This is a genomic window from Shewanella sp. 3_MG-2023, from assembly GCF_030548765.1.
Classification (GTDB): Bacteria; Pseudomonadota; Gammaproteobacteria; order Enterobacterales; family Shewanellaceae; genus Shewanella.
This window is the reverse complement of the sequence record NZ_JAUOSH010000019.1, coordinates 25,500-50,830: the sequence shown is the minus strand read 5'-3', so window position 1 is coordinate 50,830 and position 25,331 is coordinate 25,500. Positions and strand designations below refer to the sequence as shown.

The 25,331-nt window shown below is 40.3% G+C and carries 25 protein-coding genes; 19 read left to right on the top strand and 6 right to left on the bottom strand.

Annotated elements, in window-relative coordinates:
• Positions 1–25 precede the first annotated feature (25 nt).
• From crr to Q4591_RS12175, 8 genes are all read left to right on the top strand, one after another.
• Positions 26–535: a PTS glucose transporter subunit IIA gene (gene crr / locus Q4591_RS12210; protein ID WP_102437337.1), complete on the top strand. Its 510-nt coding sequence runs from the start codon at positions 26–28 to the stop codon at positions 533–535.
• A 54-nt stretch (positions 536–589) separates the two neighbouring features.
• Positions 590–940 (top strand): arsenate reductase, encoded by a 351-nt coding sequence (locus tag Q4591_RS12205; protein ID WP_102437335.1) that lies wholly within the window; start codon positions 590–592, stop codon positions 938–940.
• Positions 940–2,070 (top strand): succinyl-diaminopimelate desuccinylase, encoded by a 1,131-nt coding sequence (dapE, locus tag Q4591_RS12200; protein WP_303461213.1) that lies wholly within the window; start codon positions 940–942, stop codon positions 2,068–2,070. Before Q4591_RS12205 ends, dapE begins: the two co-directional genes overlap by 1 nt.
• A complete protein-coding gene (locus Q4591_RS12195; RefSeq protein WP_241904077.1) occupies positions 2,064–2,750 on the top strand; it encodes a M15 family metallopeptidase in 687 nt (228 codons plus the stop codon). The genes dapE and Q4591_RS12195 overlap by 7 nt, the downstream gene beginning before the upstream one ends.
• A 99-nt stretch (positions 2,751–2,849) precedes the next feature.
• Positions 2,850–3,656, top strand: a complete 807-nt coding sequence (locus tag Q4591_RS12190) for an alpha/beta fold hydrolase (protein WP_102437331.1) — start codon at positions 2,850–2,852, stop codon at positions 3,654–3,656.
• Between the two features lie 190 nt (positions 3,657–3,846).
• The gene (gene can / locus Q4591_RS12185) at positions 3,847–4,461 is read left to right on the top strand and encodes a carbonate dehydratase (protein ID WP_102437329.1); all 615 of its coding nucleotides are present in this window, start codon (positions 3,847–3,849) and stop codon (positions 4,459–4,461) included.
• 175 nt (positions 4,462–4,636) lie between these two features.
• Positions 4,637–5,380 (top strand): 3-deoxy-manno-octulosonate cytidylyltransferase, encoded by a 744-nt coding sequence (gene kdsB / locus Q4591_RS12180; RefSeq protein WP_102437327.1) that lies wholly within the window; start codon positions 4,637–4,639, stop codon positions 5,378–5,380.
• Between the two features lie 39 nt (positions 5,381–5,419).
• Positions 5,420–5,626, top strand: coding sequence for a DUF2897 family protein (locus Q4591_RS12175; RefSeq protein ID WP_102437325.1), 207 nt, complete (start codon positions 5,420–5,422; stop codon positions 5,624–5,626).
• A gap of 236 nt (positions 5,627–5,862) precedes the next feature.
• On the opposite strand, the gene Q4591_RS12170 is transcribed toward Q4591_RS12175, so the two are convergent.
• Complete coding sequence (locus Q4591_RS12170; RefSeq protein ID WP_102437323.1) at positions 5,863–6,969, bottom strand: AI-2E family transporter; 1,107 nt, start codon at positions 6,967–6,969, stop codon at positions 5,863–5,865.
• A 69-nt stretch (positions 6,970–7,038) separates the two neighbouring features.
• Positions 7,039–7,272 (bottom strand): sulfurtransferase TusA family protein, encoded by a 234-nt coding sequence (locus Q4591_RS12165; protein WP_102437321.1) that lies wholly within the window; start codon positions 7,270–7,272, stop codon positions 7,039–7,041.
• Between the two features lie 180 nt (positions 7,273–7,452).
• Between Q4591_RS12165 and Q4591_RS12160 the strand changes: the two genes are divergently transcribed.
• The 4 genes from Q4591_RS12160 to Q4591_RS12145 all read left to right on the top strand — a co-directional run bounded on the left by Q4591_RS12160 (position 7,453) and on the right by Q4591_RS12145 (position 11,892).
• The gene (locus tag Q4591_RS12160; protein ID WP_102476650.1) at positions 7,453–8,862 is read left to right on the top strand and encodes a M48 family metalloprotease; all 1,410 of its coding nucleotides are present in this window, start codon (positions 7,453–7,455) and stop codon (positions 8,860–8,862) included.
• Between the two features lie 96 nt (positions 8,863–8,958).
• Positions 8,959–9,309: an arsenate reductase (glutaredoxin) gene (gene arsC / locus Q4591_RS12155; protein ID WP_303461210.1), complete on the top strand. Its 351-nt coding sequence runs from the start codon at positions 8,959–8,961 to the stop codon at positions 9,307–9,309.
• An 8-nt stretch (positions 9,310–9,317) separates the two neighbouring features.
• Positions 9,318–9,695, top strand: coding sequence for a DUF2069 domain-containing protein (locus Q4591_RS12150; RefSeq protein WP_102437317.1), 378 nt, complete (start codon positions 9,318–9,320; stop codon positions 9,693–9,695).
• Between the two features lie 247 nt (positions 9,696–9,942).
• Positions 9,943–11,892: a hypothetical protein gene (locus tag Q4591_RS12145; protein WP_303461208.1), complete on the top strand. Its 1,950-nt coding sequence runs from the start codon at positions 9,943–9,945 to the stop codon at positions 11,890–11,892.
• 122 nt (positions 11,893–12,014) lie between these two features.
• Here Q4591_RS12145 and hda read toward each other — a convergent pair whose 3' ends face one another.
• Positions 12,015–12,725: a DnaA inactivator Hda gene (hda, locus tag Q4591_RS12140; protein WP_076537757.1), complete on the bottom strand. Its 711-nt coding sequence runs from the start codon at positions 12,723–12,725 to the stop codon at positions 12,015–12,017.
• A gap of 53 nt (positions 12,726–12,778) precedes the next feature.
• Positions 12,779–13,909 carry a DUF2066 domain-containing protein gene (locus Q4591_RS12135; RefSeq protein ID WP_303461207.1) on the bottom strand — a complete coding sequence of 377 codons (1,131 nt, stop codon included), beginning with the start codon at positions 13,907–13,909 and terminating at the stop codon, positions 12,779–12,781.
• A gap of 186 nt (positions 13,910–14,095) precedes the next feature.
• Here Q4591_RS12135 and Q4591_RS12130 point away from each other — a divergent pair, with 186 nt between their 5' ends.
• The gene (locus Q4591_RS12130) at positions 14,096–15,322 is read left to right on the top strand and encodes a uracil-xanthine permease family protein (protein ID WP_102437312.1); all 1,227 of its coding nucleotides are present in this window, start codon (positions 14,096–14,098) and stop codon (positions 15,320–15,322) included.
• Positions 15,323–15,480: 158 nt separating this feature from the next.
• Here the strand turns inward: Q4591_RS12130 and grxD are convergent, their stop codons facing one another.
• Positions 15,481–15,822, bottom strand: a complete 342-nt coding sequence (gene grxD / locus Q4591_RS12125) for a Grx4 family monothiol glutaredoxin (protein WP_076537750.1) — start codon at positions 15,820–15,822, stop codon at positions 15,481–15,483.
• 233 nt (positions 15,823–16,055) lie between these two features.
• Between grxD and sodB the strand changes: the two genes are divergently transcribed.
• The 4 genes from sodB to Q4591_RS12105 all read left to right on the top strand — a co-directional run bounded on the left by sodB (position 16,056) and on the right by Q4591_RS12105 (position 21,865).
• On the top strand, positions 16,056–16,640 hold the full coding sequence (sodB, locus tag Q4591_RS12120; protein ID WP_102437310.1) for a superoxide dismutase [Fe]: 585 nt from the start codon (positions 16,056–16,058) through the stop codon (positions 16,638–16,640).
• A gap of 316 nt (positions 16,641–16,956) precedes the next feature.
• Positions 16,957–18,891, top strand: a complete 1,935-nt coding sequence (locus tag Q4591_RS12115) for a PrkA family serine protein kinase (protein WP_102437308.1) — start codon at positions 16,957–16,959, stop codon at positions 18,889–18,891.
• Positions 18,892–18,961: 70 nt separating this feature from the next.
• The gene (locus Q4591_RS12110) at positions 18,962–20,233 is read left to right on the top strand and encodes a YeaH/YhbH family protein (RefSeq protein ID WP_102437306.1); all 1,272 of its coding nucleotides are present in this window, start codon (positions 18,962–18,964) and stop codon (positions 20,231–20,233) included.
• Positions 20,234–20,242: 9 nt separating this feature from the next.
• Complete coding sequence (locus Q4591_RS12105; RefSeq protein ID WP_303413089.1) at positions 20,243–21,865, top strand: SpoVR family protein; 1,623 nt, start codon at positions 20,243–20,245, stop codon at positions 21,863–21,865.
• An 80-nt stretch (positions 21,866–21,945) separates the two neighbouring features.
• Here Q4591_RS12105 and fadR read toward each other — a convergent pair whose 3' ends face one another.
• Positions 21,946–22,677: a fatty acid metabolism transcriptional regulator FadR gene (fadR, locus tag Q4591_RS12100; RefSeq protein WP_102437303.1), complete on the bottom strand. Its 732-nt coding sequence runs from the start codon at positions 22,675–22,677 to the stop codon at positions 21,946–21,948.
• A 445-nt stretch (positions 22,678–23,122) separates the two neighbouring features.
• On the opposite strand from fadR, the gene nhaB reads away from it, so the two are divergent.
• Positions 23,123–24,709, top strand: coding sequence for a sodium/proton antiporter NhaB (gene nhaB / locus Q4591_RS12095; protein ID WP_102437301.1), 1,587 nt, complete (start codon positions 23,123–23,125; stop codon positions 24,707–24,709).
• A 110-nt stretch (positions 24,710–24,819) separates the two neighbouring features.
• A complete protein-coding gene (gene dsbB / locus Q4591_RS12090; protein WP_102437299.1) occupies positions 24,820–25,329 on the top strand; it encodes a disulfide bond formation protein DsbB in 510 nt (169 codons plus the stop codon).
• The last annotated feature ends 2 nt before the right edge of the window (positions 25,330–25,331 follow it).

The following is a 25,331-nucleotide window of genomic DNA, read 5'->3' as shown; positions in this document are numbered from 1 at the left end:
ATCATAATAAAAGAGGCTGCATGTAATGGGATTTTTAAGCCGTATACGCAGATTAATATCAGGGCAACCGACCTTAACTGGTGGGATCAAAGTCTACGCGCCAATTTCTGGCGAGCTAGTTGATATCGAGAAAGTACCGGATGTAGTTTTTGCCGAAAAAATTGTCGGCGATGGTCTTGCAATTAACCCAACAGGAAAATTCATCCTAGCGCCGATTGACGGCACCATAGGTAAAATTTTTGAAACAAACCACGCATTCAGTATAGAGTCACACCAAGGACTCGAGCTATTTGTGCATTTTGGGGTCGGCACGGTCGAATTGCGCGGTAATGGCTTTAAACGACTCGCAGAAGAAGGCCAACAAGTTAAAGTTGGCGAACCCATTTTAGAATTTGATTTAGACTATCTAACCGATCAAGTTGAAAGCCTGTTAACCCCTGTAGTGCTCGCTAACATGGAAGATGTGCAATATTTAGATAAAGCCCAAGGCGCAGTAATTGCTGGGAAAGACGTAATATTTACCGTTGAATTATAACGTTAGCAGCAACATAATGACTATCACACCACCATACTGGGAAATCAAACAAAAATGAGTAGTAGTGTTATTTTCGGAATAAAGAATTGCGATACCGTACGTAAAGCCCGTAAGTGGTTAGAAGCAGAAAACCAACCTTTTAGCTTTCACGATTTTAGAGAACAAGGTATCGATGCCAAAACCATTACTCAGTGGACTGAATTAACCGACTGGGAATTATTATTCAATAAACGCAGCACCAGTTTTCGCGCCTTAACTGATGCCCAAAAAGACGGCATAGATAAACAAAAGGCCATCAGCTTGATGGTTGAACACCCAACCTTGATTAAGCGTCCCGTCCTTATTCAAAATAATAAGATCCTTATTGGCTTTAAAGCAGCAGATTATCAAGCGTGGTTTAACTAATGACTCAAGACGTATTAGCATTAACCAAAGAGTTAATCTCACGCCCTTCTGTGACTCCATTAGATGAAGGTTGTCAAACCTTAATGGCTGAGCGCCTTGAAGCTGCTGGGTTTAACATTGAACCTATGGTATTTGAAGACACCACAAATATGTGGGCAAGACGGGGCACCGAAGCGCCTGTTTTTTGTTTTGCTGGTCACACTGATGTGGTGCCCGCGGGCGATTTAAATAAATGGCACACCCCGCCTTTTGAACCTACGGTTATAGATGACTATATTCATGGCCGCGGCGCCGCAGATATGAAAGGTTCACTGGCAGCGATGACTGTTGCTACCGAACGTTTTGTGGCTAAGCATCCCGATCATAAAGGCTCTATTGCATTTTTAATCACCAGTGACGAAGAAGGCCCATTTATCAATGGCACCACTCGCGTTATTGATACCCTTGAAGCTCGCAATGAAAAAATCACCTGGTCATTGGTTGGCGAGCCTTCATCGACCCATAAGTTAGGTGATATTGTAAAAAATGGCCGTCGAGGCAGCTTAACCGGTAATCTTACCGTTCATGGCATTCAAGGCCATGTCGCCTACCCGCACCTTGCAGATAACCCAATCCATAAAGCCTCACCCGCATTAGCTGAGCTTGCGCAAATGCATTGGGATAATGGCAATGAGTTCTTTCCACCAACCAGCTTTCAAATAGCCAATATTAATGGTGGTACGGGTGCGTCCAATGTCATTCCAGGTGAACTAGAGGTGATGTTTAACTTCAGGTATTCAACAGAAGTCACTGCTGAGGAACTAATTAAACGCGTGCTCAACATCTTAGATGCCCATGGATTAAATTATGAAATTGACTGGGTGTTTAACGGCCTGCCTTTTCTAACCGGCGGCGGACCCTTGCTTGAAGCCACTAAAGCCGCGATTTTAGAAGTCACTGGTTATGAAACCGATCCTCAAACAACAGGTGGCACCTCTGATGGACGCTTTATTGCACCAACAGGCGCACAGGTTATCGAGTTAGGTCCGGTAAATGCGACCATTCATAAGGTCAATGAATGCGTGAAAGTCTCAGATTTAGAAGTCTTAGCCCTATGCTATGAGTCTATATTGGAAAAGCTTTTGTGCTAAATGTTGATATCAGCAATCCAGCCCTTTATGGGCTGGACGAATCACAACTTGTCACTGTACAAGGGCATTTACTGACTCAAAAAACCGCTGACGCATTTGGCCAAATGCAGCAACACGCAGTCCTTGATGGTATTGCCATTGAGCTTTGTTCGGCTCACCGCAATTTTGCTAAACAAGCAGCAATTTGGAACGCGAAAGCCCAAGGGAAACGGATTCTTTTAGACCTCAACAACCAAGTATTGGATTGTCAAAACCTCACTGACGATCAACTTGTTGATACGATTTTAAATTGGTCTGCCCTACCCGGCGCATCACGCCATCACTGGGGGACTGACATTGATGTCTATGATGGCAATAACATAAATCGGCAACAACTAAAATTAATTAGTGACGAATACTTGATTGATGGCCCTTGCGGCGCCCTTTCAGTATGGTTGCAACATCATGCTCAACAATATGGGTTTTATTTACCTTATCAAGCCGGGCGCAGCGGCGTGAGTCCAGAACCTTGGCATTTAAGCTATTTTCCTGAATCTAGCCTTTATTTAGCCCAATACGATCGCAAAAGCCTCAAACAACTGTTGTCTAATTCTAATATCTCATTAAAATCAGCGCTGATAAATCGACTCGATGAATTAGTTGACCGCTATGTGTATTTTATTGCAGATGCGCCGAAGTGATTTTAAGCCGGTTAAATCAGTATCAAACACTAGATCTGATGAATTTATCATAGTATCCGCAGATTATTTTTATATTGTTAACCTTTATTGAGACCATTCATGCCTAATCAAAGCCAGACCTTTGCTATTAATGAACAACCGCTACATTTTATTGATCAAGGCCAAGGTCCTGTCATCTTGTTTATCCACGGCTTCCTCAGTGATTGTCAACAATGGCAGCCGCAAATAGAATTATTTAGCCTATCTCATCGCTGTATTGCGGTTGATTTATGGGCTCACGGTCAATCAGGTGCACTACCTAGTGGCACCACATCTTTGGTCACTGTCGCTCAGCATTGCTTATCCTTATTAGCCCATTTAAATATTGATCAGTGTATGGTTATTGGTAATGGTTGCGGCGGCGCGATTGCAGCAGAAATGGTCTTAGCCCAACCTAAAACGATTTCAAAATTGGTCCTAGCCAACAGTTTTATTGGCTTTGAACCACAGGTTAATAGTGCCAAATACCAATTATGGATTGATGAGCTTTGCGCAGCTAAACAGTGCAGTGAAGCACTCGCCGATACGATAAGCAGCCAGTTTTTTGCTGCAACCGATGATTCTCAAACATTAATGGCTAACTTTAACCAACAGCTAATGGGGTTATCAGCTCAACGCATTGAACAACTTGCCTTGTTTGCGCCGTTAGTATTTTATAAACGTGACAGCTTAGAATTAGCAGAGCAATTCACCCTGCCATGTTTAATCCTCGTTGGCTCACAAAATAAACTGCGAACGCCGCTAGAAGCCTATTTAATGCAAGACTGTATTAGCGCCAGTAAACAGCTGCAGATCAGTAACGCTGGTCACATGTGTAATCAAGAACAGGCAGACGAATTCAACCAGCTTTTACACGCTTTTTTATAAAGCCTAAAACAACTAATGTTACTGCTAATAAGCTGCACGACTTGATTAAAAGTTATAATAATTACGCATTTTCATCACCTTATATAGATTAAACAGTACATTGCAATATACTGATATAATAATAAAAATTTATAGTGCAACCAGTACTCCTGTTTGTCCGAGTAAACTTAAAAACGGTTATAAAGCATAAATGAAATTATTAAAGCCTCTTTTTGACAATAATCGCCGCTGGGCTGAACGCATTAGTAAGGAAGATCCTGAATTTTTTGCCCAGCTTGCCCAACAGCAAAATCCTGAATATTTATGGATCGGTTGCTCTGATAGCCGCGTACCTTCAAATCAAATTATCGACTTGATGCCTGGCGAAGTATTTGTGCACCGTAATATTGCTAATATGGTGATCCATACCGACCTTAATTGCTTATCTGTCATTCAATACGCTGTGGAAGTGCTCAAAGTAAAACATATTATGGTTGTGGGGCATTATGGCTGTGGCGGTGTAAAAGCGGCTATGAGCAAAGAGCGTTTAGGCTTGATTGATAACTGGTTAGGTCATATTCGTGATATTTACCGCATACACAACAAAAACCTAGAACAACTTAGCCCACAACAACGTTTTGACCGCTTGTGCGAGCTAAACGTTATGGAACAAGTTGCCAATGTCACCAGCACAACGATTGTTCAAGATGCATGGGACAGAGGCCAAGAAATTGCCATTCACGGCTGGATATATGGCATTAATAACGGACTACTTACAGATTTAGATGTCACGGTAAATAGTGAGCATGCCAATAATGCGCTGTAAAAATGTTGATATGGCCAACGAACCATCTCTGCAGATCAGATAATCTTTACAGAGATTAAACTAAATAGGTAACAACCAAATGCTGACTAAGCTAATTGGTTGTATATAATAAAGCATAAGTTACATTCGGGCTCAGTAGCCCCTTTGTTTAGCGTTTCAGATAAGTAGGATATTGATGAAAGTTACTCTTTTAATCCCAGCAAGATATGGCTCAAGTCGTTTTCCAGGTAAACCACTGGCACACATTAACGGCAAACCAATGATACAGCATGTGTGTGAACGTGCGGCACTCGCTAAAGGGTTAGATAATATCTACGTTGCTACTGATGATGTTCGCATAAAAGACACGGTTGAGTCTTTTGGTGGTCAAGTAGTCATGACCAGCTCTGATGCGGCTTCTGGTACTGATCGCATCAATGAGGCCATTGATATACTTGGATTGGACGACAGTGATTTAGTGATTAATGTACAAGGGGATCAACCGTTAATTGACCCTATTTCAATTGAACAAATGATCAGCTTATTTGAACGCCACCCAGGCGAATTCGAAATGGCGACATTAGGTTATAAAATTGATAAAGACAAAGATATTGATGACCCTATGCAAGTAAAAGTGGTTTTTGATAACGAGTTTAATGCCCTGTACTTTTCACGTTCTCGTATTCCTTTTTGCCGTGATAATGACAGTGAGGATTACGCGGTATACAAGCATATCGGCATTTATGCTTACACCAGTAAATTTGTTAAAGCGTTTGCTAAATTGCCCCTCGGTCGCTTAGAGAATCTTGAAAAACTTGAACAGTTACGAGCCCTTGAATATGGCCATAAGATAAAAATCGCCATCAGCGCTTTCAACTCACCAGAAGTTGATACCCCTGAAGATATCCGTAAATGTGAACAACGCTTAGCTGTTGATTAATCAGCAACTTAATGGTCAAAACACCAGTTAAGGATTATCATGAACGATTTAGAAGTTTGGCTTATTATCATTTTAGTCGTCGGTATTATTGCCAGTAATTTAGCGGTATTAAAATATAGCGCTAAGTTTAAAATGCCGCAGTTTGGTGAGCCAAAAACTAAAACTGATAAAGCTGCAGAGGACGAATCAGTAAAAGATCTTAATACCGACCAAGCGCCAACGGATAAGGGTGATAACGACAAGTAACTCAAGTAATTCAAGTAACTACCGGCTTAAATACCTTATGATGCATCAGGTATGACTCATAGGCTTCAGCCCTGGTAAATTAGCCTGACTTGATCGAAAAAAATAAAAAAAGCGAATGACACTGTTTATATGCAGTAGTCATTCGCTTTTTGTAGTTTTCTCTAAATTTATACAAACTATGCCAGTTGAATTAGAGCAGTAGCTTGGCTCAGTTTTAACAGGTTTTGAGTGTCTATTTAGGATTTTGAAACAGACGAAGTCTCTTTATCTAAAGCTAAACTGTTGTTTTGATTACTACTGTTAGGCCAAGCATTAATCACCGCTTTTACCAGTGACGCTAATGGAATTGCAAAGAATACCCCCCACACGCCCCATAAGCCGCCAAAAACCAACACCGCGGCAATAATCATCACTGGGTGTAAATCCACTGCATCAGAAAATAATATTGGCACCAACACATTACCATCAAGGGCTTGGATTATCCCGTAACCAATCATCACATAACCAAATTCAGGGCTTACGCCCCACTGAACAAAGGCCACTAACGCTATGGGTAATGTCACCAGTGTCGCGCCAACATAAGGGATCAATACGGATAAACCCGTTAGCACCCCTAACAATGCTGAGTAACGCAGTCCCATAATGGCAAAAAATACGTAGCTCACAGTACCAATGATGACAATCTCAATCACTTTTCCGCGAATGTAATTGAAAATTTGTTGGTCCATTTCAAACCAAACTTTACGAGCTAAATCACGATTATTAGGAAAAAAACGTTTACTGCTTTTCAGTAACTGATCTTTATCTTTTAAGAAGAAAAACACCAATAACGGCACTAGAATCACGTATACCATCAATACCAGTAGCGAGGCAGAGTAACCTAAAAGTTGTTTGCCTATATCAAATAAATGCTGGGTATCAACTAACTTTTTAAGCTCTATTACCATGGCATCAATTTGTTCAATGCTGACATATTGTGGGTAATCAACCGTTAATGCCTTAAGTGACTGCATCCCGGTATCGATCATTATCGGTAAGTCCGTAGCTAAGGCAACTCCTTGACGCCATAAGCTAGGGATAAGCCCAAATGCGACTAATACCATAAGGCCGACAAATAACACTAAGATCAGTGAGGCGCCGACTGTGCGATTAATACCAAATTTCGCTATTTGCGCCACAGGCCATTCAAGTAAAAAAGCTAAAATGAGTGCTACAAACAATGGCGCAAGTAAGCCACCAGCAAAATAAATTAATAGCCCGATCCCCAATAAAATAAATAATAATGTAATTGCATGTGGATCACTAAAGCGCGCTTTATACCAATCACCTAAAAATGAAAGCATTTTGTTCCTTAAACAGTGTCACAGAAGACTGAGTCATATTAAGAGTTAACTAATCTTAAGTCAGCCTAATTATTCAGTTAAATTGTTACCTTTCGTAACCATAAAAGACAGAGAGTTAGGGCTTTCATCAGTTATTTTGAGCTGATAACCCATTTTTTTTAAAAACTGCGGAACATCTCGACGTGAACCAGAGTCAGAGATACTGAAAGATAGCGATTCACCGAGCTTGAGCTTCTTCAATGCCAACTTGATTTGTACCAAAGGATACGGGCATTGATATGCAGTTAAATCAATTAATTTCATTATAAATTTGCTTAAAAAATTCTCTAGCCATTATCCTAGCAAGGATAGTAAAGTACAAGTAATTCGCTTTAGCTTAAATTGCTTACCACCCTATTTAAATAATTATAATAAAGGTTACATTTGCGCAAATTATCGTTTACCCAATTCTCAAAAAGTGTTGTAACAACTGCAGTTGCCTTAATGCTAACCGCTGGTGTGGCAAAAAGCTTTGCCAGTAACAATCTTCCCGATCTTGGTACTGCCGCAGTCAATACCTTTAGTTTAGAAAAAGAAATGGTATATGGCGATGCCTATATGCGGGTCATTCGTTCATCAGCACCTATTGTTAGTGATCCTGTGCTGAATCAATATATGTCAGAACTTGGCAATAAACTGGTTGCCCACGCCACTGGAGTAAAAACACCCTTTTACTTTTTCTTATTAAAAAATGATGAAATTAACGCCTTTGCTTTTTTCGGAGGCCATGTAGGCGTACATACTGGCTTATTTCTTAATGCCGACACAGAAAGCGAATTAGCCTCTGTACTTGCCCATGAAATTACTCACGTAACGCAACGTCACTTAGCCCGTTCGTTAGAAGCACAAGAAAAAAGTTCTACTGCTACTATTGTGGGGATGTTAGGGGCGATTTTATTAACCATTGCTGCGCCACAAGCAGGTATGGCAGCGTTAGCTACAACCCAAGCGTTATCTACACAATCACGCATTAACTACACACGTTTACATGAAAGAGAAGCTGATAGAATTGGCATGCAAACGCTCGCAGCTGCGGGGTTTGACCCCAATGGCGCCGCCGATTTTTTCTCTAAGCTTGCTATACGCTATCGCTTTACTACTACGCCACCGCAAATGCTACTGACTCACCCATTACCCGAGTCACGTATTACCGATGCCCGTAACCGCGCAACCCAGTTTCCTCATCGATATATCCCTGATCAGTTAAACTACCAACTTGCTAAAGCGCGTATTCAAGTGCGCTTTTCAAGTTACAGTGAACAAGCGGCTTTATCTATGTTTGAGCAGCAACTAAAAAAAGAAAGCTATAGCTTTAAAAGTGCTGCACTTTATGGGAAAGCATTGGCTCTATTTAGAGCGAAACGCTTTACTGAAGCAGAAGATATTATCGATGACTTGTTAGCAAATAAGCCAAACAATCTGTTTTATATTGATACTAAAACTGATTTGTTAGTTCAAAAGAAAGATTTTGACGGCGCCATTGAGATGTTATTGCATCACAATAAGCTTAAACCTATGTCGCAAGTAATTTCAGCTAACCTTGCCAACGTGTATGTGGAAGCTGAACAACCCGAAAAAGCCATTCCGCTATTAGAAGATCTTATATTTCTAGATAAGCAAAATATATTGCCTTATCAAATTTTAACTCAGGCCTATCGCAAAATGGGTAATAAGGCACTTGAATATTATACTAATGCTGAAGTCATGGCCTTAGCGGCCAATTATGATGGCGCGATTGATCAACTTAACTATGCCTATCGCCACTCAGAAGGCCAATCGTTACAAGTTGCCAGAATTGAGGCGAGGATCCGCCAATTTAGACAAGCTAAACGTGAGCTTGACGCTCTCAAATAATTACCGCTAAGCAATGGTGAGTTAAGTTATCAGATAGCTAACCATTGCTTAGATTTTTTGTTAATATGCCCCAAAATATAAAAAAGAAGCAATCTAATGACAACTGTTACCCTTTATCATAACCCTCGCTGTTCAAAAAGCCGCCAAACCCTTGCGTTACTAGAAGCACAAAATGTTCAAATAAACATTGTTGAATATTTAAAAAACGTTCCTTCTAGCGACGAAATTAGCGCTATTTTAGCCATGTTAGCAATCAGTCCAAGAGAGCTAATGCGCACTAAAGAAACCGAATACAAAGAACAAAACCTTACGGATGTTAATTTAACCGATGAGCAATTAATCAACGCCATGATTAACACCCCTAAATTAATTGAGCGCCCTATTGCTATTGCAAACGGCAAAGCTGCAGTAGGTCGACCACCTGAAAATGTGTTAGCCATTTTGTGAGAATAACCATGACAACACATACCTTATTTCAACTATGCCGTGTGGGCTATGTCTCATTATTAATGCTGCTTACTGGCTGGTTTATCCAGCAAGGCATGACAGGTGAATATTCATTAGCCTTTAATTTGTTATGGATAGCCCCTTTGTTACTGCCCATTAAAGGGATATTAACGGGTAAGCCATACACTTATGCCTGGGCAAGTTTCATTTTATGCTTATACCTTTTACATGGACTAACCCTGCTGTATGTCACAGAAGATGCATTATATTTTGCGCTTATTGAATCTGTACTTATTAGCGCACTGTTAGTCGCTTTTCCTTTTTATGCCCGCCTACGTGGTAGAGAACTAGGCTTAGGTTTAAAGAAAAAGTCCAAAGACCAATAATATAAGCTTGCTACTTATAAACTAAATTACTTAAGCGCCTTTGGGCGCTTTTTTATTTAAAAACAGCAAATCACTTCGCCATAACCAAGCACCTAGTAAGTGACAAGTAGATAAAAAGATAAGTAAGTAACAAGTAAAGAAAAGGTTACCAAATAGTTTCACCGTTCTTTTTGCAAGCAAGACTCCATGCTATATTGATTTTTGATAACATTTTTAGATTAGAATGCAAAAGCAACGGAGATTGTGTATGAAAAATAACATGGCTATTACAGCTATACTCGCCTCAGTGACTTTTCTGTCAGCCTGTGGCGGTAGCTCTGACTCATCTTCGCCAGGAGCCCCTGAAACCACATTGCCCATCAATGTCTGCGAAACCAGCTCCGGTTTAACAACCGTTAATAATGGCACAGAATTGAATTTTAATGTTGAACAGCAATATTACGTCAATCAATCCGCCAGTATTACTGTTGGGGTCAGTAACCAAAACAGCAACGACTACCAGTTTAACTGGCAACAAACTGCAGGACCTGCATTAGATATCAGCTCAGAAAACAGCCCAGTGCTGGCATTTTATATTCCTGAAGCTGCAGACTATAGCTTCACTGTTGAGGCAACCAGTGGCCAAATTTCTTACAGCGACAAAATTTCCATCAGTGCTGCGCAAATGTCGCAACAGTTAAATGTCTATAGCGATCATCAAGTTGTTGCAGGTAATGATGTCAGCCTGCGCCTTGGTCAGATCAACAACCAAGTGCCATCTAACATACAATGGTGTTATTTTTCAGACCAACAAATTAGCCTTGATTTAACCAATGCAGAAAGGCCACTATTTACCGCACCAGATAATATTGCAGAAGATACCTTTGTTGGCCTTAAAGTGACCGCAGACTTTGCCGGTGAAACCTTAACCGATGAAGTGTTTGTATTAGTGACGAAACAAAACGCCATCACCTCGCCCTACTTTGATAGCCCCATCGCTAAAACCTATGCCTATAACAGTGCATCACCTTATGCAATTAACGCGCAGCGGTGTGTTTACTCTAATCAATTAAACCAAACGTGTGAGCTAAATGACTTACCGTTAATTGGCCAACAACTAGACTCAGAAACCATTGCAGATGTCATGGATAGAGTGGTTGTTTCCCATGACTGGATGGGCCGAAACTTTGAGCAATTTTTAACTCAATCGGATCCTAACAGTGATTTTATCAAGTTATTACAATCAGTAAGCGCAGTTGTCATTAGCTATGATATTAGACCATCATTTTACTGGTGGGCTACGGGCGCTATTTACCTCGACCCTGAGTATTTATGGTTAAGCCCGACGGAAAGAGACACCATCAATGAAGCACCTGATTATCGTAGTGACTTTGGTAACGATTTAAAATTTATTATGCCGTGGCGTTATGTGAAAAATAATGACTATGTATCTATTAGTTATGATCGGGCAATCCGTCAATCGCGCACTATTGAAGATCTTACACCGCGCTTAGCCAGTTTGATGTATCACGAATTAGCTCACGCTAATGACTTTTTCCCGCGTTCGACCCATAGCCAGTTACAAGGCCCGACTTTAATTGATGACTTCTATCGTAGAGCAAATAGCAATTCACTGGTATCTGATCAATTGCAGAATATTGAGCCATTAACCAGCGCTGAAATGTATGGTTTAGCCGCCGTCAGCTTTTTAGGTGAAACCGCTGACGCAACTCAAAAAGCCTATGTACCTAGTGATGTCACTAGCTTCTTTTTGACCGATTATGCTAATGATTTTTATAACTACTCGTCGACTCGTGAAGACGCCGCAATGTTGTTTGAAGAAGCCTTTATGAGTCATCGTTATCAAATTCAAAGGGATGTGGCAGTCACAGATACCGATAACTTAATCGTAGATTGGGGGCAGCGAGGCCGCATTGGCGCAGACGAACTCTCAACCCGAGCTGCATTTGTTATTAATCAAATGATGCCTGAAGTAGATGGTGAATCGTTATTAAATGGCTTACCTGCGCCAATAAACATGATTGCCGGCCAAGATTGGTTTGATAATGTCGATATATCACCCAGCCTGTCAAGAAACATGTCTAGAGCCAGCACAATGTCAAACATCAGTTCAGACGCTAACGCTGTGACATCAGATAATAGGCCTGCAATACAAGTGGGTCGTGAGCACAGAGATATGCCTATACCCTCTCGTTAACCAAATCAGAAATTAACCAATTTTTTGTGACTACCAATAAAAAACCACCTTAATCGGTGGTTTTTTATTTTAGATTGTAAGCTTTCATAAAAGCGTAAAACTCAATTATAAAAAATTGTCACTTACAATCGCAGCATTTCTTTAATGAAAGGAATCGTCAATTTACGTTGATGTACCATAGAAGCTTTATCTAGCTTATCAAGCACATCGAATAAGGTACGTAAGTCTCGAGCCATGCGAGTTAACAGAAAGCGCCCCACCTCATCAGAAAGCTGCAAACCACGCATCGCTGCACGCCGCTGTAATGCCACTAACTTTTCTTCGTCTGCCATGGGTTGTAATTGATATATCAAGCCCCACTGCATCCGTGAAATTAAATCAGGTAATGCAAAACCAGCTTCAGTTGGTGATGAGGTGCCACTTACAATCAAGCGACAATCTTGCTGCTCTTCAATACGATTGTATAAATGGAACAGCGCCTCTTCCCATATTGGGTGTCCTGCAATGGCATCAATATCATCGATACAAATTAGTTGTAACGACTCAATACCTTCAAATAGCTCAGGAGAAATACTGGCATGAATGCCAAGTGGGATATATAAAGTACGGCGCTCTAAATCGTTCGCGTGCGCACAAGCTGCGTGCATTAAGTGAGTACGGCCAGACTTTACCGGACCATATAAATACAAACTAGAAGCAAGGCTGCCTTCAGCGGCAGCCTGTAGCTTTTGGATTAACTCATCGTTACCTACTGCAGGGTAATAACTCTGAAATGTTTCATCATCAGGTAAATAAACTGGTAACGATAATTGTTTTGGTGAGTTTTGGGTCACTCAAAAATTCTCTAATAATTAATACAAGCGACAGTTAGTATAACACACTCAATCTAATGCCATTGATAGATTAATGACACTGTTGTTTCAGAATCTAGATTAGGATCAACATTATTGATACTGTTTTCTTGCCCAGCGTTTAAATTGGGTGGAACCACTGTGTTAACAGTATCAATTTGCGTCAGTCTTTTATTAATACTCAGTAATTTTTCTAAATCGCTGGCATCACCAAATAACGATAAGTTGTAAGTAACGGTATCAGCTTTAAACTGGCTTAAACTCACTGACTTAATCGCACTTAATTGGGTTAAGTAAGCTTCAATGTCAACTAATTGCGCCATAGTTTGAACCCCTACTAAGGTTAACTTAGTTTGGGCGCTGTTTCCTGAGTCAGCGAAGGCATATTGGCTAACAAAATATCCCGCTAACCTTGATAAGATTTCATCTGTTGCTTGCTCGTAATCCGCGACTTCTGCTTGGTGGTTAATTAAAGGCTGCATAACACCGCTAGCATTGCCTTTATCAAATAAAGCTACATTAAAGCGCACAAAACCGCCCACTTGATCAATATCGGCCATGGCAAAATAGTCCGCTTGGTAGCGTTTTGATGCATTGGCAACCACATCGGCAAACATGCCTCGTACATCAGAGACATTAACTTGCATCACATCGTCTAAATCCATCACAGGTAACAGGATTGGAATGCCTTTATTATTGGCATCTAAATCGATTTGCGTTCTAATATCAGATTCAGCTGCATCCGCTAAAATAGCTCTATCGCCAGCATTTTCGATAGACATCCATAACAAAGTTGATGGGCGTTGGCGGCCCCACACTGGTAATTCTGCTTCACGAAGGGCCGAAATAATACGTTTATGATCAAAGTTTGCCTTTAACACTAACTCATCATCCACTTGGCTGTAGCCGTATTGAGTCAGTAAGGATTCAGGCTTGTTAATATGACTTTTAATCAATGGGTGTTCAAGCACTGAAGTTAAGCCCGAATTCTTTATAAATACAGTGGATAGCGCTTGTTTTAAGGCAACTTGTCGTTCATTTGTGGCTCGAGAAGTTACCACAACATCAGCTTCATCGAGTAAAGCGATTTCAGCAGCAATAACAGCAAAGCTGTTTAGGGCAAACACACAACCAATAACAATGAACTGAATTAAAAGTTTTAACATGGCAAAGTAAACGCAATCTAAGAAAAGTGTTCGAAGTGTAGCATATTAATTTTACTTCTAAAATTACATTACAGTGCTGTAATTTGCAGCAAAAGGCTGTTAAAGATGATCTAAAATACAGACATTATTAGCAATTTCACTTATCTTAAATTCGAAACTCTCATTTATAATAAACATAGGATTTATATGAAACGCTTGTTCATACCCTTACAGGGCGCACAAATGCTGTTTGTTGCATTTGGTGCCTTAGTATTAATGCCATTGTTAAGTGGGCTTGATACAAGTGTCGCCCTATTCACTGCCGGATTTGGCACATTGTTATTTCAAATCATCACTAAGCGCCAAGTGCCTATTTTTTTAGCCTCATCATTCGCGTTTATAGCGCCAATTATGTATGGGGTACAAACATGGGGCATTCCCGCCACAATGGGTGGACTCATGGTGGCAGGTTTCGTTTATGTGCTGTTAGGTTTGATGGTCAAGGTCAAAGGGAGTGGCTTTATTCATAAGCTTTTACCTCCGGTTGTTGTTGGGCCTGTCATTATCATTATCGGTTTGGGCCTTGCGCCTATGGCCGTTAACATGGCGCTGGGTAAAACAGGTGACGGTAGTAGCGTTATTGTAGAACAAGAAATTGCACTATTTATCGCGCTAATGTCATTAGCGACCACTGTGTTAATTGCCGTTTTTGCCAAAGGTGTGCTTAAGCTAATGCCGATCCTTGCCGGTATTTTGGTGGGTTACGGCTTTAGCTTGGCGTTCGGTATTGTTGATTTTAGTCCAGTTGCGCAGGCAAGTTGGCTTTCTGTTCCCAAATTTGTTGCCCCTGAATTTCACTGGCAAGCGATACTGTTTATGATCCCCGTAGCCATAGCGCCAGCCGTTGAGCATATTGGCGACTTATTAGCGATTTCAAATGTGACAGGTAAGGATTACTTTAAAAAGCCTGGGCTACACCGTACGTTAACGGGTGATGGCGTGGCCACCATTGCGGCCTCAGCACTAGGCGGACCACCAAACACTACCTACAGTGAAGTCACTGGCGCAGTAACACTGACAAAAAACTTTGACCCGCGAATAATGACTTGGACTGCTATCACGGCGATCACGTTAGCGTTTATTGGTAAATTAGGCGCATTGATGCAAACAATTCCGTTACCCGTTATGGGCGGCATTATGTGTTTATTGTTTGGCTCCATCGCCGCAGTTGGCTTAAATACCTTAATTAGAAATCAGGTAGATTTAAATGAGCCACGTAATCTCAGCATTGTTGGGGTGACTTTAGTGTTCGGTATTGGGGGAATGGCTTTTGGTATTGGTGAGTTTAGCCTGACAGGCATTAGCCTATGTGGCTTAGTGGCGATTGTAATGAATTTAGTCTTACCTATGCCAAAAGAGCCTCAAGCCGATTAAGTTTTAATTCCATATTACTATTGTAGGCAACAAATTATAGGCAATAAAAAACCCTTAATTTAAGCAAATTAAGGGTTTTTACTTTAAAAGTTCATCTATTTTGCGTTTAAGCTTTGAAAAATTCGAAGCTAACGCTTACAGGCGCAACAAAAAATGACTTATTCAGCGTCTTCTTCAGTGCGGAACTTATCAGCTGTTGCGGTGATCATTGGCTGTAACTCACCTTTTTGGTACATCTCAGTGATGATATCGCAACCACCGATAAGCTCACCTTCAATCCACAACTGTGGGAATGTCGGCCAATTAGCGAATTTTGGTAATTCAGCACGGATATCTGGATGCTGTAAAATGTCTACGAAAGCAAACTGCTCACCACAGTTGATCATCACTTGCGCGACTTGAGATGAAAAACCACAGCTTGGTAATTTTGGAGAGCCTTTCATATAAACAATGATAGGGTTTTCACTAATTTGCTGCTTAATTTTGTCTACTGTTTCCATTTTTATTCCTAAGTGCTACTTAATAATCTAAGGCTATTGTACGCCAGCTTTCATCATAACAAAATCCCACAGTTTGTAGGGTTTTGTTAGAAAATGATTTTTTCGATTGACTGTATCGACATATTTCATCAAACAATGATTCACATCACAAAAATTTTAAGTACAATGTCAGGGTGAGCATGTCATACCAAAAGGTATATAAAACGATAACCTAAGTCCATGGAGAGATACTAATGGCTTTCGAATTACCAGCATTACCATATGCTAAGAACGCACTTGTACCACATATTTCTGAAGAAACTATCGAATTCCATTACGGTAAGCATCACAACACTTATGTTGTTAAGCTTAATGGTCTTGTTGCAGGTACTGAATTTGAAAACAAAACCTTAGAAGAAGTTGTAAAAACTTCAACTGGTGGCGTATTCAACAATGCAGCTCAGATTTGGAACCACACTTTTTACTGGAACTGTCTAGCGCCTAATGCTGGCGGTGCTCCAACGGGTGCTATCGCTGAAGCAATTAATGCAGCTTTCGGCTCATTTGAAGAATTCAAAGCGAAATTTACTGATTCTGCAGTAAACAACTTTGGTAGTGCTTGGACTTGGTTAGTTAAAAATGCTGACGGTTCTGTGGCTATTGTTAACACAAGCAATGCTGCGACTCCTTTAACTGACGAGTCAGTAACACCATTGATGACTGTTGATGTTTGGGAACACGCTTATTACATCGATTACCGTAACGTTCGCCCTAACTACCTAGCTGCTTTCTGGGAATTAGTTAACTGGGAATTCGTTAACGCAAACTTCGCTGGCTAAATGCTAACAAGTTTACAATGAGATGAATAAAAGGAGCTAATTAGCTCCTTTTTTATTGGTTCATGTTTAGTGTTTCTGTTTTATCGTTACTGCTCAAACCGACTAACTACATTTGCAACAGTTGCATTTGCAACGTTTTATCTTTGTTTTTATTAGAATTTTTTACAATTCCCTATTCGCTAATCTCAAATCCCTGACCTAGACTTTATCTAACGGCCATTAAAAAGCACTACTATTTTGTTTAAATTAAAATCGGCTTAACACCATAAATGCGCTGTCACTCAAGTACTTTCACCTTAGTTTAAAGGGGTTTCTTATGGGCATATTCGAACATTACCAACAACGTTATGAGCAAAAACTAGACGAAGAATACTCACTGCAGCAGTTTCTTGAAATCTGTAAGGAAGACAGAAGTGCTTATGTGTCGGCGGCCGAACGGATGTTAATGGCCATCGGTGAATCTAAAACCATCGATACTTCAAAAGATCCTAAACTCAGTAGAATTTTTTCAAATAGATTAATTTCTTACTATCCAAGCTTTACTGATTTTTATGGCATGGAAGAGTCCATTGAACAAATTGTCTCTTACCTTAAACATTCTGCCCAAGGTCTAGAGGAATCAAAACAAATCCTCTATCTGTTAGGACCAGTAGGTGGTGGTAAATCATCATTAGCAGAAAAACTCAAAGCCTTAATGCAAAAGGTGCCTATTTACATCTTAAGTGCCAATGGCGTTCGCAGCCCCGTTAACGATCACCCTTTATGCTTATTTGATCCCGATGAAGATGCTGAGCTGCTAACTAACGAGTATGCGATTCCACCACGTTATATTAAAACCATCATGTCACCATGGGCAGTAAAACGTTTACATGAATTTGGTGGGGACATTACTAAATTTAAAGTAGTTAAGGTTTACCCTTCGATCTTAGATCAAACCGCTATCGCTAAAACCGAACCCGGTGATGAGAATAACCAAGATATTTCAGCATTGGTGGGTAAAGTTGATATTCGTCAGTTAGAGCATTTTTCACAAGATGACGCTGACGCTTATGCCTACTCGGGCGCATTATGCCGTGCGAACCAAGGGGTGATGGAGTTTGTGGAAATGTTTAAGGCTCCAATTAAGGTGTTGCATCCACTGCTTACAGCCACACAAGAAGGTAATTACAACGGTACAGAGGGCTTATCTGCCTTGCCATATAACGGTATGATTTTAGCTCACTCCAATGAGTCTGAGTGGACCACTTTTAGAAATAATAAAAACAATGAGGCATTTTTAGACCGAGTTTACATCGTAAAAGTGCCCTACTGTTTACGGGTCTCTGAAGAGATGGAAATTTATCAAAAATTACTGTCAAACTCAGAACTATCCAAAGCGCCTTGTGCCCCTGGCACCCTAGAAACTTTAGCTCAGTTCAGTATTCTGTCACGCTTAAAAGTACCTGAGAACTCCTCTATTTACTCAAAAATGCGCGTCTACAATGGTGAAACGTTAAAAGATACTGACCCTAAAGCCAAGTCTTACCAAGAGTATCGTGATTATGCCGGTGTCGATGAAGGAATGCAGGGGTTATCAACTCGTTTTGCATTCAAGATATTATCTAGAGTGTTTAACTTTGACGATACTGAAATTGCTGCAAACCCAGTACATCTATTTTATGTACTTGAAAAGCAAATCGAACAGGAACAATTCCCTGCAGAGTTAAGTGAAAAGTACCTCGAGTTTTTAAAAGGTTATCTCATTCCTAAGTATGTTGAATTTATCGGTAAAGAAATCCAAACCGCATACTTAGAGTCTTATTCAGAATATGGTCAGAACATCTTTGATAGATACGTCACTTATGCAGACTTTTGGATTCAAGATCAGGAGTTTAGAGATCCAGAAACTGGCCAATTATTTGACCGCTCAGCGCTAAATGCTGAATTAGAAAAAATCGAAAAACCAGCTGGTATCAGTAACCCTAAGGATTTTCGTAATGAGATCGTCAACTTTGTATTACGTGCTAGAGCCAATAATGACGGTAATAATCCACTGTGGACCAGTTACGAAAAGCTCAGAGTGGTGATTGAGAAAAAAATGTTCTCCAATACCGAAGATTTATTACCGGTTATTTCTTTTAACGCGAAAACCTCAGCTGATGATCAACGTAAACACGATGACTTTATCAATCGCATGATGGAAAAAGGCTATACCCAAAAACAAGTCAGATTACTTTCAGAGTGGTACTTGAGGGTACGTAAATCGTCATAAGTATTGCTAACTTTGCCCTTACCTTTATGCGCTAAAAACCGTTAAGGGCAAAGTCCATTAGGAGTTGTGTATGGCAAATTTTATTGATAGACGCCTCAATGCAAAAGGTAAAAGTACCGTCAACAGGCAACGTTTTATTGAACGCTACAAAAAGCAAATCAAAAAATCAGTCAGTGAAGCCGTAACCAGAAGAAGTGTTACAGATATCGATAAAGGCGAGAAAATCAGTATCCCAACACGTGACATCAGCGAACCGACATTTCATCAAGGACAAGGCGGTGTGAGAGAGCGTGTCCACCCAGGTAACGATCAGTTTAATAAAGGTGATCAAATTGAGCGCCCCAAAGGCGGCGCAGCCGGACAAGGTAGTGGCGAAGGTGAAGCCTCTAATAGCGGCGAAGGTAAAGATGAATTCTTGTTTGAAATCTCAAATGATGAATATTTAGAGCTGTTATTTGAAGATTTGGCGTTACCGGATTTACAGCAAACTAACGCCAAGCAAATGGTTGAGTTTGAAACATACCGCGCTGGTTACACTAATGTCGGCGTACCAGCCAATATCAATATTGTCCGCTCACTGCGATCTTCATTGGCTAGACGCATTGCCATGACTGCAGGTAAAAAGAAATTACTCGCCGAGCTTATTAAGCAGCTTCACGAGCTTGAAAATACCCCCGGCACCCAAGCTGAGTTGATCATGGATTTAAAACAGCAAATTGAAGATCTTAAAAAGCGTATCGATAGCGTGCCTTTTATAGACAGTTTCGATTTACGTTTTAATAATTTTTCCAAACGTGAAAAACCATCTAGCCAAGCAGTCATGTTTTGCCTAATGGATGTTTCAGGTTCAATGGATCAAGCCACCAAAGATATGGCAAAACGATTTTATATTTTACTGTATTTATTTTTAACCCAGACCTATAAAAATCTTGAAGTGGTCTACATCCGGCATCACACCCAAGCAAAAGAAGTAGACGAACATGAATTTTTCTACTCACAAGAAACAGGCGGTACCATTGTTTCTAGTGCCTTAAATTTAATGCATGAAATTCAGCAAAAACGTTACCCTGCTGATGAGTGGAATATTTATGCCGCACAAGCCTCTGATGGCGATAATTGGGCTGATGACTCACCAGCTTGTAGGCAACTCCTTGCTGAGAAAATATTACCGGTATCTCGCTATTTTAGTTACATCGAAATAACCCGTAGAGCGCATCAAACGCTTTGGCGTGAATATGAAACCTTACAAGCACAATTTGGCAATATCGCCGTACAACACATCAAAGAAGTAGACGATATTTATCCAGTGTTCCGTGAATTATTCAAAAAGCAGCCTAGCTAAGGAGTCACAATGACAAAACCGACTACTGACGACAAAAGTGCTGGCATTGAAGAGCTACAAAACACGGCACAATCAGCCAATATTGCCGAAAAATCACAGCCTAAAGCCCATGGTAAACAGCCTTTAGATGATGGCCCTGATTGGACCTTTGACCTACTCGAAACCTACATGGCAGAAATTGAAAAAGTAGCGGCTTTTTACAAATTAGAAAGTTATCCCAATCAAATTGAAGTGATCACCGCAGAACAAATGATGGATGCCTATGCAGGTATCGGTATGCCTATTGGTTACACCCATTGGTCATTTGGCAAACGTTTTATTGAAACGGAGCAAGGTTACCGTCGCGGTCAAATGGGATTAGCCTACGAAATTGTGATTAATTCCGATCCGTGTATTGCTTATCTAATGGAAGAAAATACCATTACCATGCAAGCCCTTGTGATGGCTCACGCCTGTTTTGGCCATAATAGTTTCTTTAAAAATAATTACTTATTTAAAACATGGACCGATGCTAGCTCGATTATTGATTACTTGGTGTTTGCTAAAAACTACATCCGAGAATGCGAATTAACTTACGGTGTTGAGCAAGTTGAGCTAACCCTCGACTCTTGTCACGCATTAATGAATTATGGTGTTGACCGTTATAAACGCCCTGCTGAAATATCGTTTAAAGAAGAAAAAATGCGCCAAAAAGACCGTGAGAGTTACTTACAGAGTCAGGTTAACGACCTGTGGCGAACCGTACCAGTTAACCCTGATAACATAAAACCGGAAAATGAAATTAAATTTCCTGAAGAACCACAGGAAAATATCTTATATTTTATCGAAAAGAACGCCCCATTACTTGAACCTTGGCAACGTGAAATCGTTCGAATTGTGCGGAAAATGGCGCAATATTTTTATCCGCAAAAACAAACCCAAGTAATGAACGAAGGTTGGGCCACCTTTTGGCATTACACCATTTTGAATCATATGTTTGATCAAGGCACTGTGACAGATAGATTTATGTTGGAGTTTCTACAAAGTCATACTGCTGTGGTCGCTCAGCCAGCTTACAATAGCCCACATTATAGTGGCATAAACCCCTATGCTTTGGGCTTTAACATGTTTGTTGATATCAGGCGTATATGTGAGCACCCTACTGAAGAAGACAAACGTTGGTTTCCTGAGATAGCCGGAAGCGACTGGTTAACGACGGTTACATTTGCAATGGAAAACTTTAAAGACGAAAGCTTTATAAGCCAATACCTGTCGCCAAAAGTTATGCGAGATTTTAAGCTCTTTAGTGTGTTAGATGATGATAGTTGTAACCGTTTATCTATTTCAGCTATTCATGATGATAGTGGTTACCACTTAATCAGAGAAAAATTATCACAGCAATATAACTTGTCAAATCTAGAGCCAAATATCCAAGTGCAACAAGTAAAAGTTAATGGTGATCGATCATTAACATTACGCTACATCCCCAATAAACGTATTCCACTGAGCCACAGCCACGAAGAAGTGCTAAAGCATTTACACCGTTTATGGGGCTTTGATGTCAGCATTGAGCAACTTGAAGAGTCTGGTAATGTAACTAAGTTGTCGCAATGCCCCCCAGCTAAAGCAGAAACTAAGATGACTACCATGTAATCACTGCTATTGAGTTCCATTAAACTTAAGCCATAAAAAAACCAACCTCGCGGTTGGTTTTTTACTGTATTAATTAGCTATTATTTATTACTGATAGCAATCTCTGCAGGCATATCATCACGCAACTTTTGCCACATAACGCCGCTGTTAATGCCATTTGATTTCATCAACCCATTAACGTCATTGTATTTGTGCTCAATGGCTAAAACTTCAAGCTTTTTGTAAAAATCTAGTGAGATCGCTCGCGCCTCTTCACTCGAGAAATAATAGCGACCTACTCTGCTATACAATCCCTTGAAACCATTAAGAATAAGAACATAGAGCGGGTTTCCTGAAGAAAACGCTAACGCATGATGTAATTCATAATCATAATCAGCATAAGCTTCAGCAGTGTCTTCTAACTGATGAATTTTTGCTAATACCGCTTGAGCTTTTTCTGGGTTATTTCTAATGGCGCCGCGAAAATAAATAATACTCACATTGGCTCGCGCTGAAAGCAGCTGATCAACCAATAACGGGAATCCCTCAGGGTTTAAATCAGCAATAGTTTCTAAAATATTTAAGCCAGAGGTTTCCCAAAAATTATTCACTTGGGTTGGTTTGCCATGTTGAATTTTGAGCCAACCATCACGCGCTAATCGTTGTAACACTTCTCTTAATGTTGTTCTTGTTACGCCAATTAATTCTGATAGTTCACGCTCTGCGGGTAATATCGACCCCGGTGGAAACTTATTTTCCCAGATGGAACGCACAATCCATTTTTCTGCAAAACTTGCAGGACCCTTTGCATTGATAATTGTCAACTTTAACATCCCGTGGTTAACCAATAGACAGATCATACCAGAGGAAATATAAATACACACCATACATAGCAGTTAAAGCCTAGATCTAACCTTGTTACCGGTTACTTTTTCACCAATCACAGATAAGTTTGTGACGTAGCAGTTATATTCGTTGGCTATTTGTCGAATGATAGATTTTCTTGGATTACAATCAATGAAGTTTGCGCTAAAATACCGCGTCAAACAAAAGGATGTAAGTTAGCGATACAGCTAACGAATTTTGAAACTAACAAATATAATGCGTTTAAATGACTGATAAAAAAGGCTATGACGAAAAATTGTTTACTGAGCAAGATAGTTTAGAAACAATGTAATTCGTCTTATTCAAAGTCAGCTGTAAATACGTCGCTCTATTTGTCACGAAATTCCTTCCAGTAAATTTCACTATCACAAAATCACAACTGGAGAGGCTATTATGCCGTCAACTGCTGGTAATGCATTTTTTCATAACTTCTTGGGTAATTCACCAAGATGGTATAAATATGCAATATTGTTGTTCCTCGTTATAAATCCATTATTATTTTTCTATGTCAGCCCATTCATCGCAGGTTGGGTACTGGTAGTAGAATTTATTTTTACCCTTGCAATGGCACTAAAATGCTATCCATTACAGCCTGGCGGCTTACTCGCCATACAAGCTGTAATTATAGGCATGACCTCCCCCACACAAGTTCTACATGAAATAGAAGCTAACCTAGAAGTATTATTATTATTAATCTTCATGGTTGCTGGTATTTACTTCATGAAGCAATTGCTACTTTTTGTATTCACTAAAATGATCACTAAAGTACGTTCAAAAATTGTTGTTTCATTGATGTTTTGTACCGCTTCTGCTTTTCTGTCGGCCTTTTTAGATGCCCTAACAGTTATCGCGGTTATCATCGCTGTAGCCGTTGGTTTCTACTCGATTTATCACAAGGTGGCATCAGGTAAAGACTTTAGTTCAGATCATGACCACACTAAAGAAGATCGTGAACAGTTATGCGATGAAGAGTTAGAGGCTTTTCGTGGTTTCTTAAGAAACTTACTAATGCACTCTGGTGTAGGTACTGCTCTTGGCGGTGTTTGTACTATGGTCGGTGAACCACAAAACTTAATCATTGCAGCCCAAGCTCATTGGCAATTTGGTGAATTCTTTATTCGTATGTCACCTGTTACCATGCCAGTATTAATCGCGGGTGTAGCCACTTGCTTCATTGTTGAAAAATTTAAATGGTTTGGCTATGGCGCACAACTGCCAGATGCGGTTCATAAAATTTTAAGCGATTATGCTGCCTATGAAGATGCAAACAGAACCACTGCCGATAAGATGAAACTGGTTGTTCAGGCTCTTGTAGGTATTTGGTTGGTCGTAGGTTTAGCCTTCCATTTAGCCTCTGTTGGTTTGATTGGTTTATCCGTTATCATCTTAACCACGGCATTTAATGGCGTGACAGATGAACATGCGATTGGTAAAGCATTTGAAGAGGCCTTACCTTTCACAGCCTTACTTGCGGTATTTTTTGCCGTGGTTGGTGTGATTATTGATCAACATTTATTCGCCCCTGTTATTCAATGGGCACTAAGCTTTGAAGGTAACGCCCAGTTAGTGGTGTTCTATATTGCTAATGGCTTATTGTCGATGGTGAGCGATAACGTGTTTGTGGGTACTGTCTATATTAATGAAGTAAAAGCAGCATTAATCAGTGGCCAAATCACCCGTGACCAATTTGATTTATTAGCTGTGGCGATTAACACAGGTACTAACCTGCCTTCTGTTGCGACCCCTAACGGTCAAGCTGCATTCTTATTCTTACTGACCTCTGCTTTAGCACCATTAGTAAGACTGTCCTATGGCCGTATGGTTTGGATGGCACTGCCTTATACGATTGTACTGTCAATTGTCGGTGTTGTTACTATTGAATCTGGCTTCTTAACCGATATGACCCAGTATTTTTATGATAGTCACATCATTATTCATCATACTGCGAAAGACGTTATTGGCGCTGCAAGCGGGCATTAATGTTTAATAATTTGAACATTATCAATTAAGCACCCTCTAATGAGGGTGCTTTTTTATATCCCGTTGAGTTTTCATACTAATAATAAATATAAGATCGAAAGGAGTTTGATTTGAATCGTTTACAGAGTTTCACTCGTTCACGTAGCGCTTGGTTAATATTACTTATGTCAGCAATTGGCCTAGAGGCTGCTGCGCTATTTTTCCAATACGTGATGAATTTAGCCCCATGTGTCATGTGCATTTATGTCAGAGTGGCGGTTTTAGGATTAATTATTGCCGCTATGGTGGGGCTGATAGCACCAAAATTCTGGTTAACCAGAATAATAGCTATCGGAGCTTGGGGAGTCAGTGCTGCCTGGGGATTAAAGTTATCACTTGAACTTAATAAACTACAGGTCGACCCATCGCCTTTCTCCACCTGCTCATTTTTCCCTGAATTTCCAACATGGATGCCACTGGATAAATGGCTCCCAGCAGTGTTTTCCCCTACTGGCATGTGCAGTGACTCGCCTTGGACATTCTTATCAGTAAGCATGGCGCAATGGATGGTTGTCACTTTTATCGTTTATTTAGTCGTACTGGCAGTAATAATCATTCCTGCAGTAAAACCAGCTAAATAAAA

Bases quoted from the DNA above. Each gene is read 5' to 3' on its own strand.
- crr (WP_102437337.1), top strand. From the start codon at position 26: ATGGGATTTTTAAGCCGTATACGCAGATTAATATCAGGGCAACCGACC.
- Q4591_RS12205 (WP_102437335.1), top strand. From the start codon at position 590: ATGAGTAGTAGTGTTATTTTCGGAATAAAGAATTGCGATACCGTACGT.
- dapE (WP_303461213.1), top strand. From the start codon at position 940: ATGACTCAAGACGTATTAGCATTAACCAAAGAGTTAATCTCACGCCCT.
- Q4591_RS12190 (WP_102437331.1), top strand. From the start codon at position 2,850: ATGCCTAATCAAAGCCAGACCTTTGCTATTAATGAACAACCGCTACAT.
- can (WP_102437329.1), top strand. From the start codon at position 3,847: ATGAAATTATTAAAGCCTCTTTTTGACAATAATCGCCGCTGGGCTGAA.
- kdsB (WP_102437327.1), top strand. From the start codon at position 4,637: ATGAAAGTTACTCTTTTAATCCCAGCAAGATATGGCTCAAGTCGTTTT.
- Q4591_RS12175 (WP_102437325.1), top strand. From the start codon at position 5,420: ATGAACGATTTAGAAGTTTGGCTTATTATCATTTTAGTCGTCGGTATT.
- Q4591_RS12170 (WP_102437323.1), bottom strand. From the start codon at position 6,969: ATGCTTTCATTTTTAGGTGATTGGTATAAAGCGCGCTTTAGTGATCCA.
- Q4591_RS12165 (WP_102437321.1), bottom strand. From the start codon at position 7,272: ATGAAATTAATTGATTTAACTGCATATCAATGCCCGTATCCTTTGGTA.
- Q4591_RS12160 (WP_102476650.1), top strand. From the start codon at position 7,453: ATGCTAACCGCTGGTGTGGCAAAAAGCTTTGCCAGTAACAATCTTCCC.
- arsC (WP_303461210.1), top strand. From the start codon at position 8,959: ATGACAACTGTTACCCTTTATCATAACCCTCGCTGTTCAAAAAGCCGC.
- Q4591_RS12150 (WP_102437317.1), top strand. From the start codon at position 9,318: ATGACAACACATACCTTATTTCAACTATGCCGTGTGGGCTATGTCTCA.
- Q4591_RS12145 (WP_303461208.1), top strand. From the start codon at position 9,943: ATGAAAAATAACATGGCTATTACAGCTATACTCGCCTCAGTGACTTTT.
- Q4591_RS12135 (WP_303461207.1), bottom strand. From the start codon at position 13,909: ATGTTAAAACTTTTAATTCAGTTCATTGTTATTGGTTGTGTGTTTGCC.
- Q4591_RS12130 (WP_102437312.1), top strand. From the start codon at position 14,096: ATGAAACGCTTGTTCATACCCTTACAGGGCGCACAAATGCTGTTTGTT.
- grxD (WP_076537750.1), bottom strand. From the start codon at position 15,822: ATGGAAACAGTAGACAAAATTAAGCAGCAAATTAGTGAAAACCCTATC.
- sodB (WP_102437310.1), top strand. From the start codon at position 16,056: ATGGCTTTCGAATTACCAGCATTACCATATGCTAAGAACGCACTTGTA.
- Q4591_RS12115 (WP_102437308.1), top strand. From the start codon at position 16,957: ATGGGCATATTCGAACATTACCAACAACGTTATGAGCAAAAACTAGAC.
- Q4591_RS12110 (WP_102437306.1), top strand. From the start codon at position 18,962: ATGGCAAATTTTATTGATAGACGCCTCAATGCAAAAGGTAAAAGTACC.
- Q4591_RS12105 (WP_303413089.1), top strand. From the start codon at position 20,243: ATGACAAAACCGACTACTGACGACAAAAGTGCTGGCATTGAAGAGCTA.
- fadR (WP_102437303.1), bottom strand. From the start codon at position 22,677: ATGTTAAAGTTGACAATTATCAATGCAAAGGGTCCTGCAAGTTTTGCA.
- nhaB (WP_102437301.1), top strand. From the start codon at position 23,123: ATGCCGTCAACTGCTGGTAATGCATTTTTTCATAACTTCTTGGGTAAT.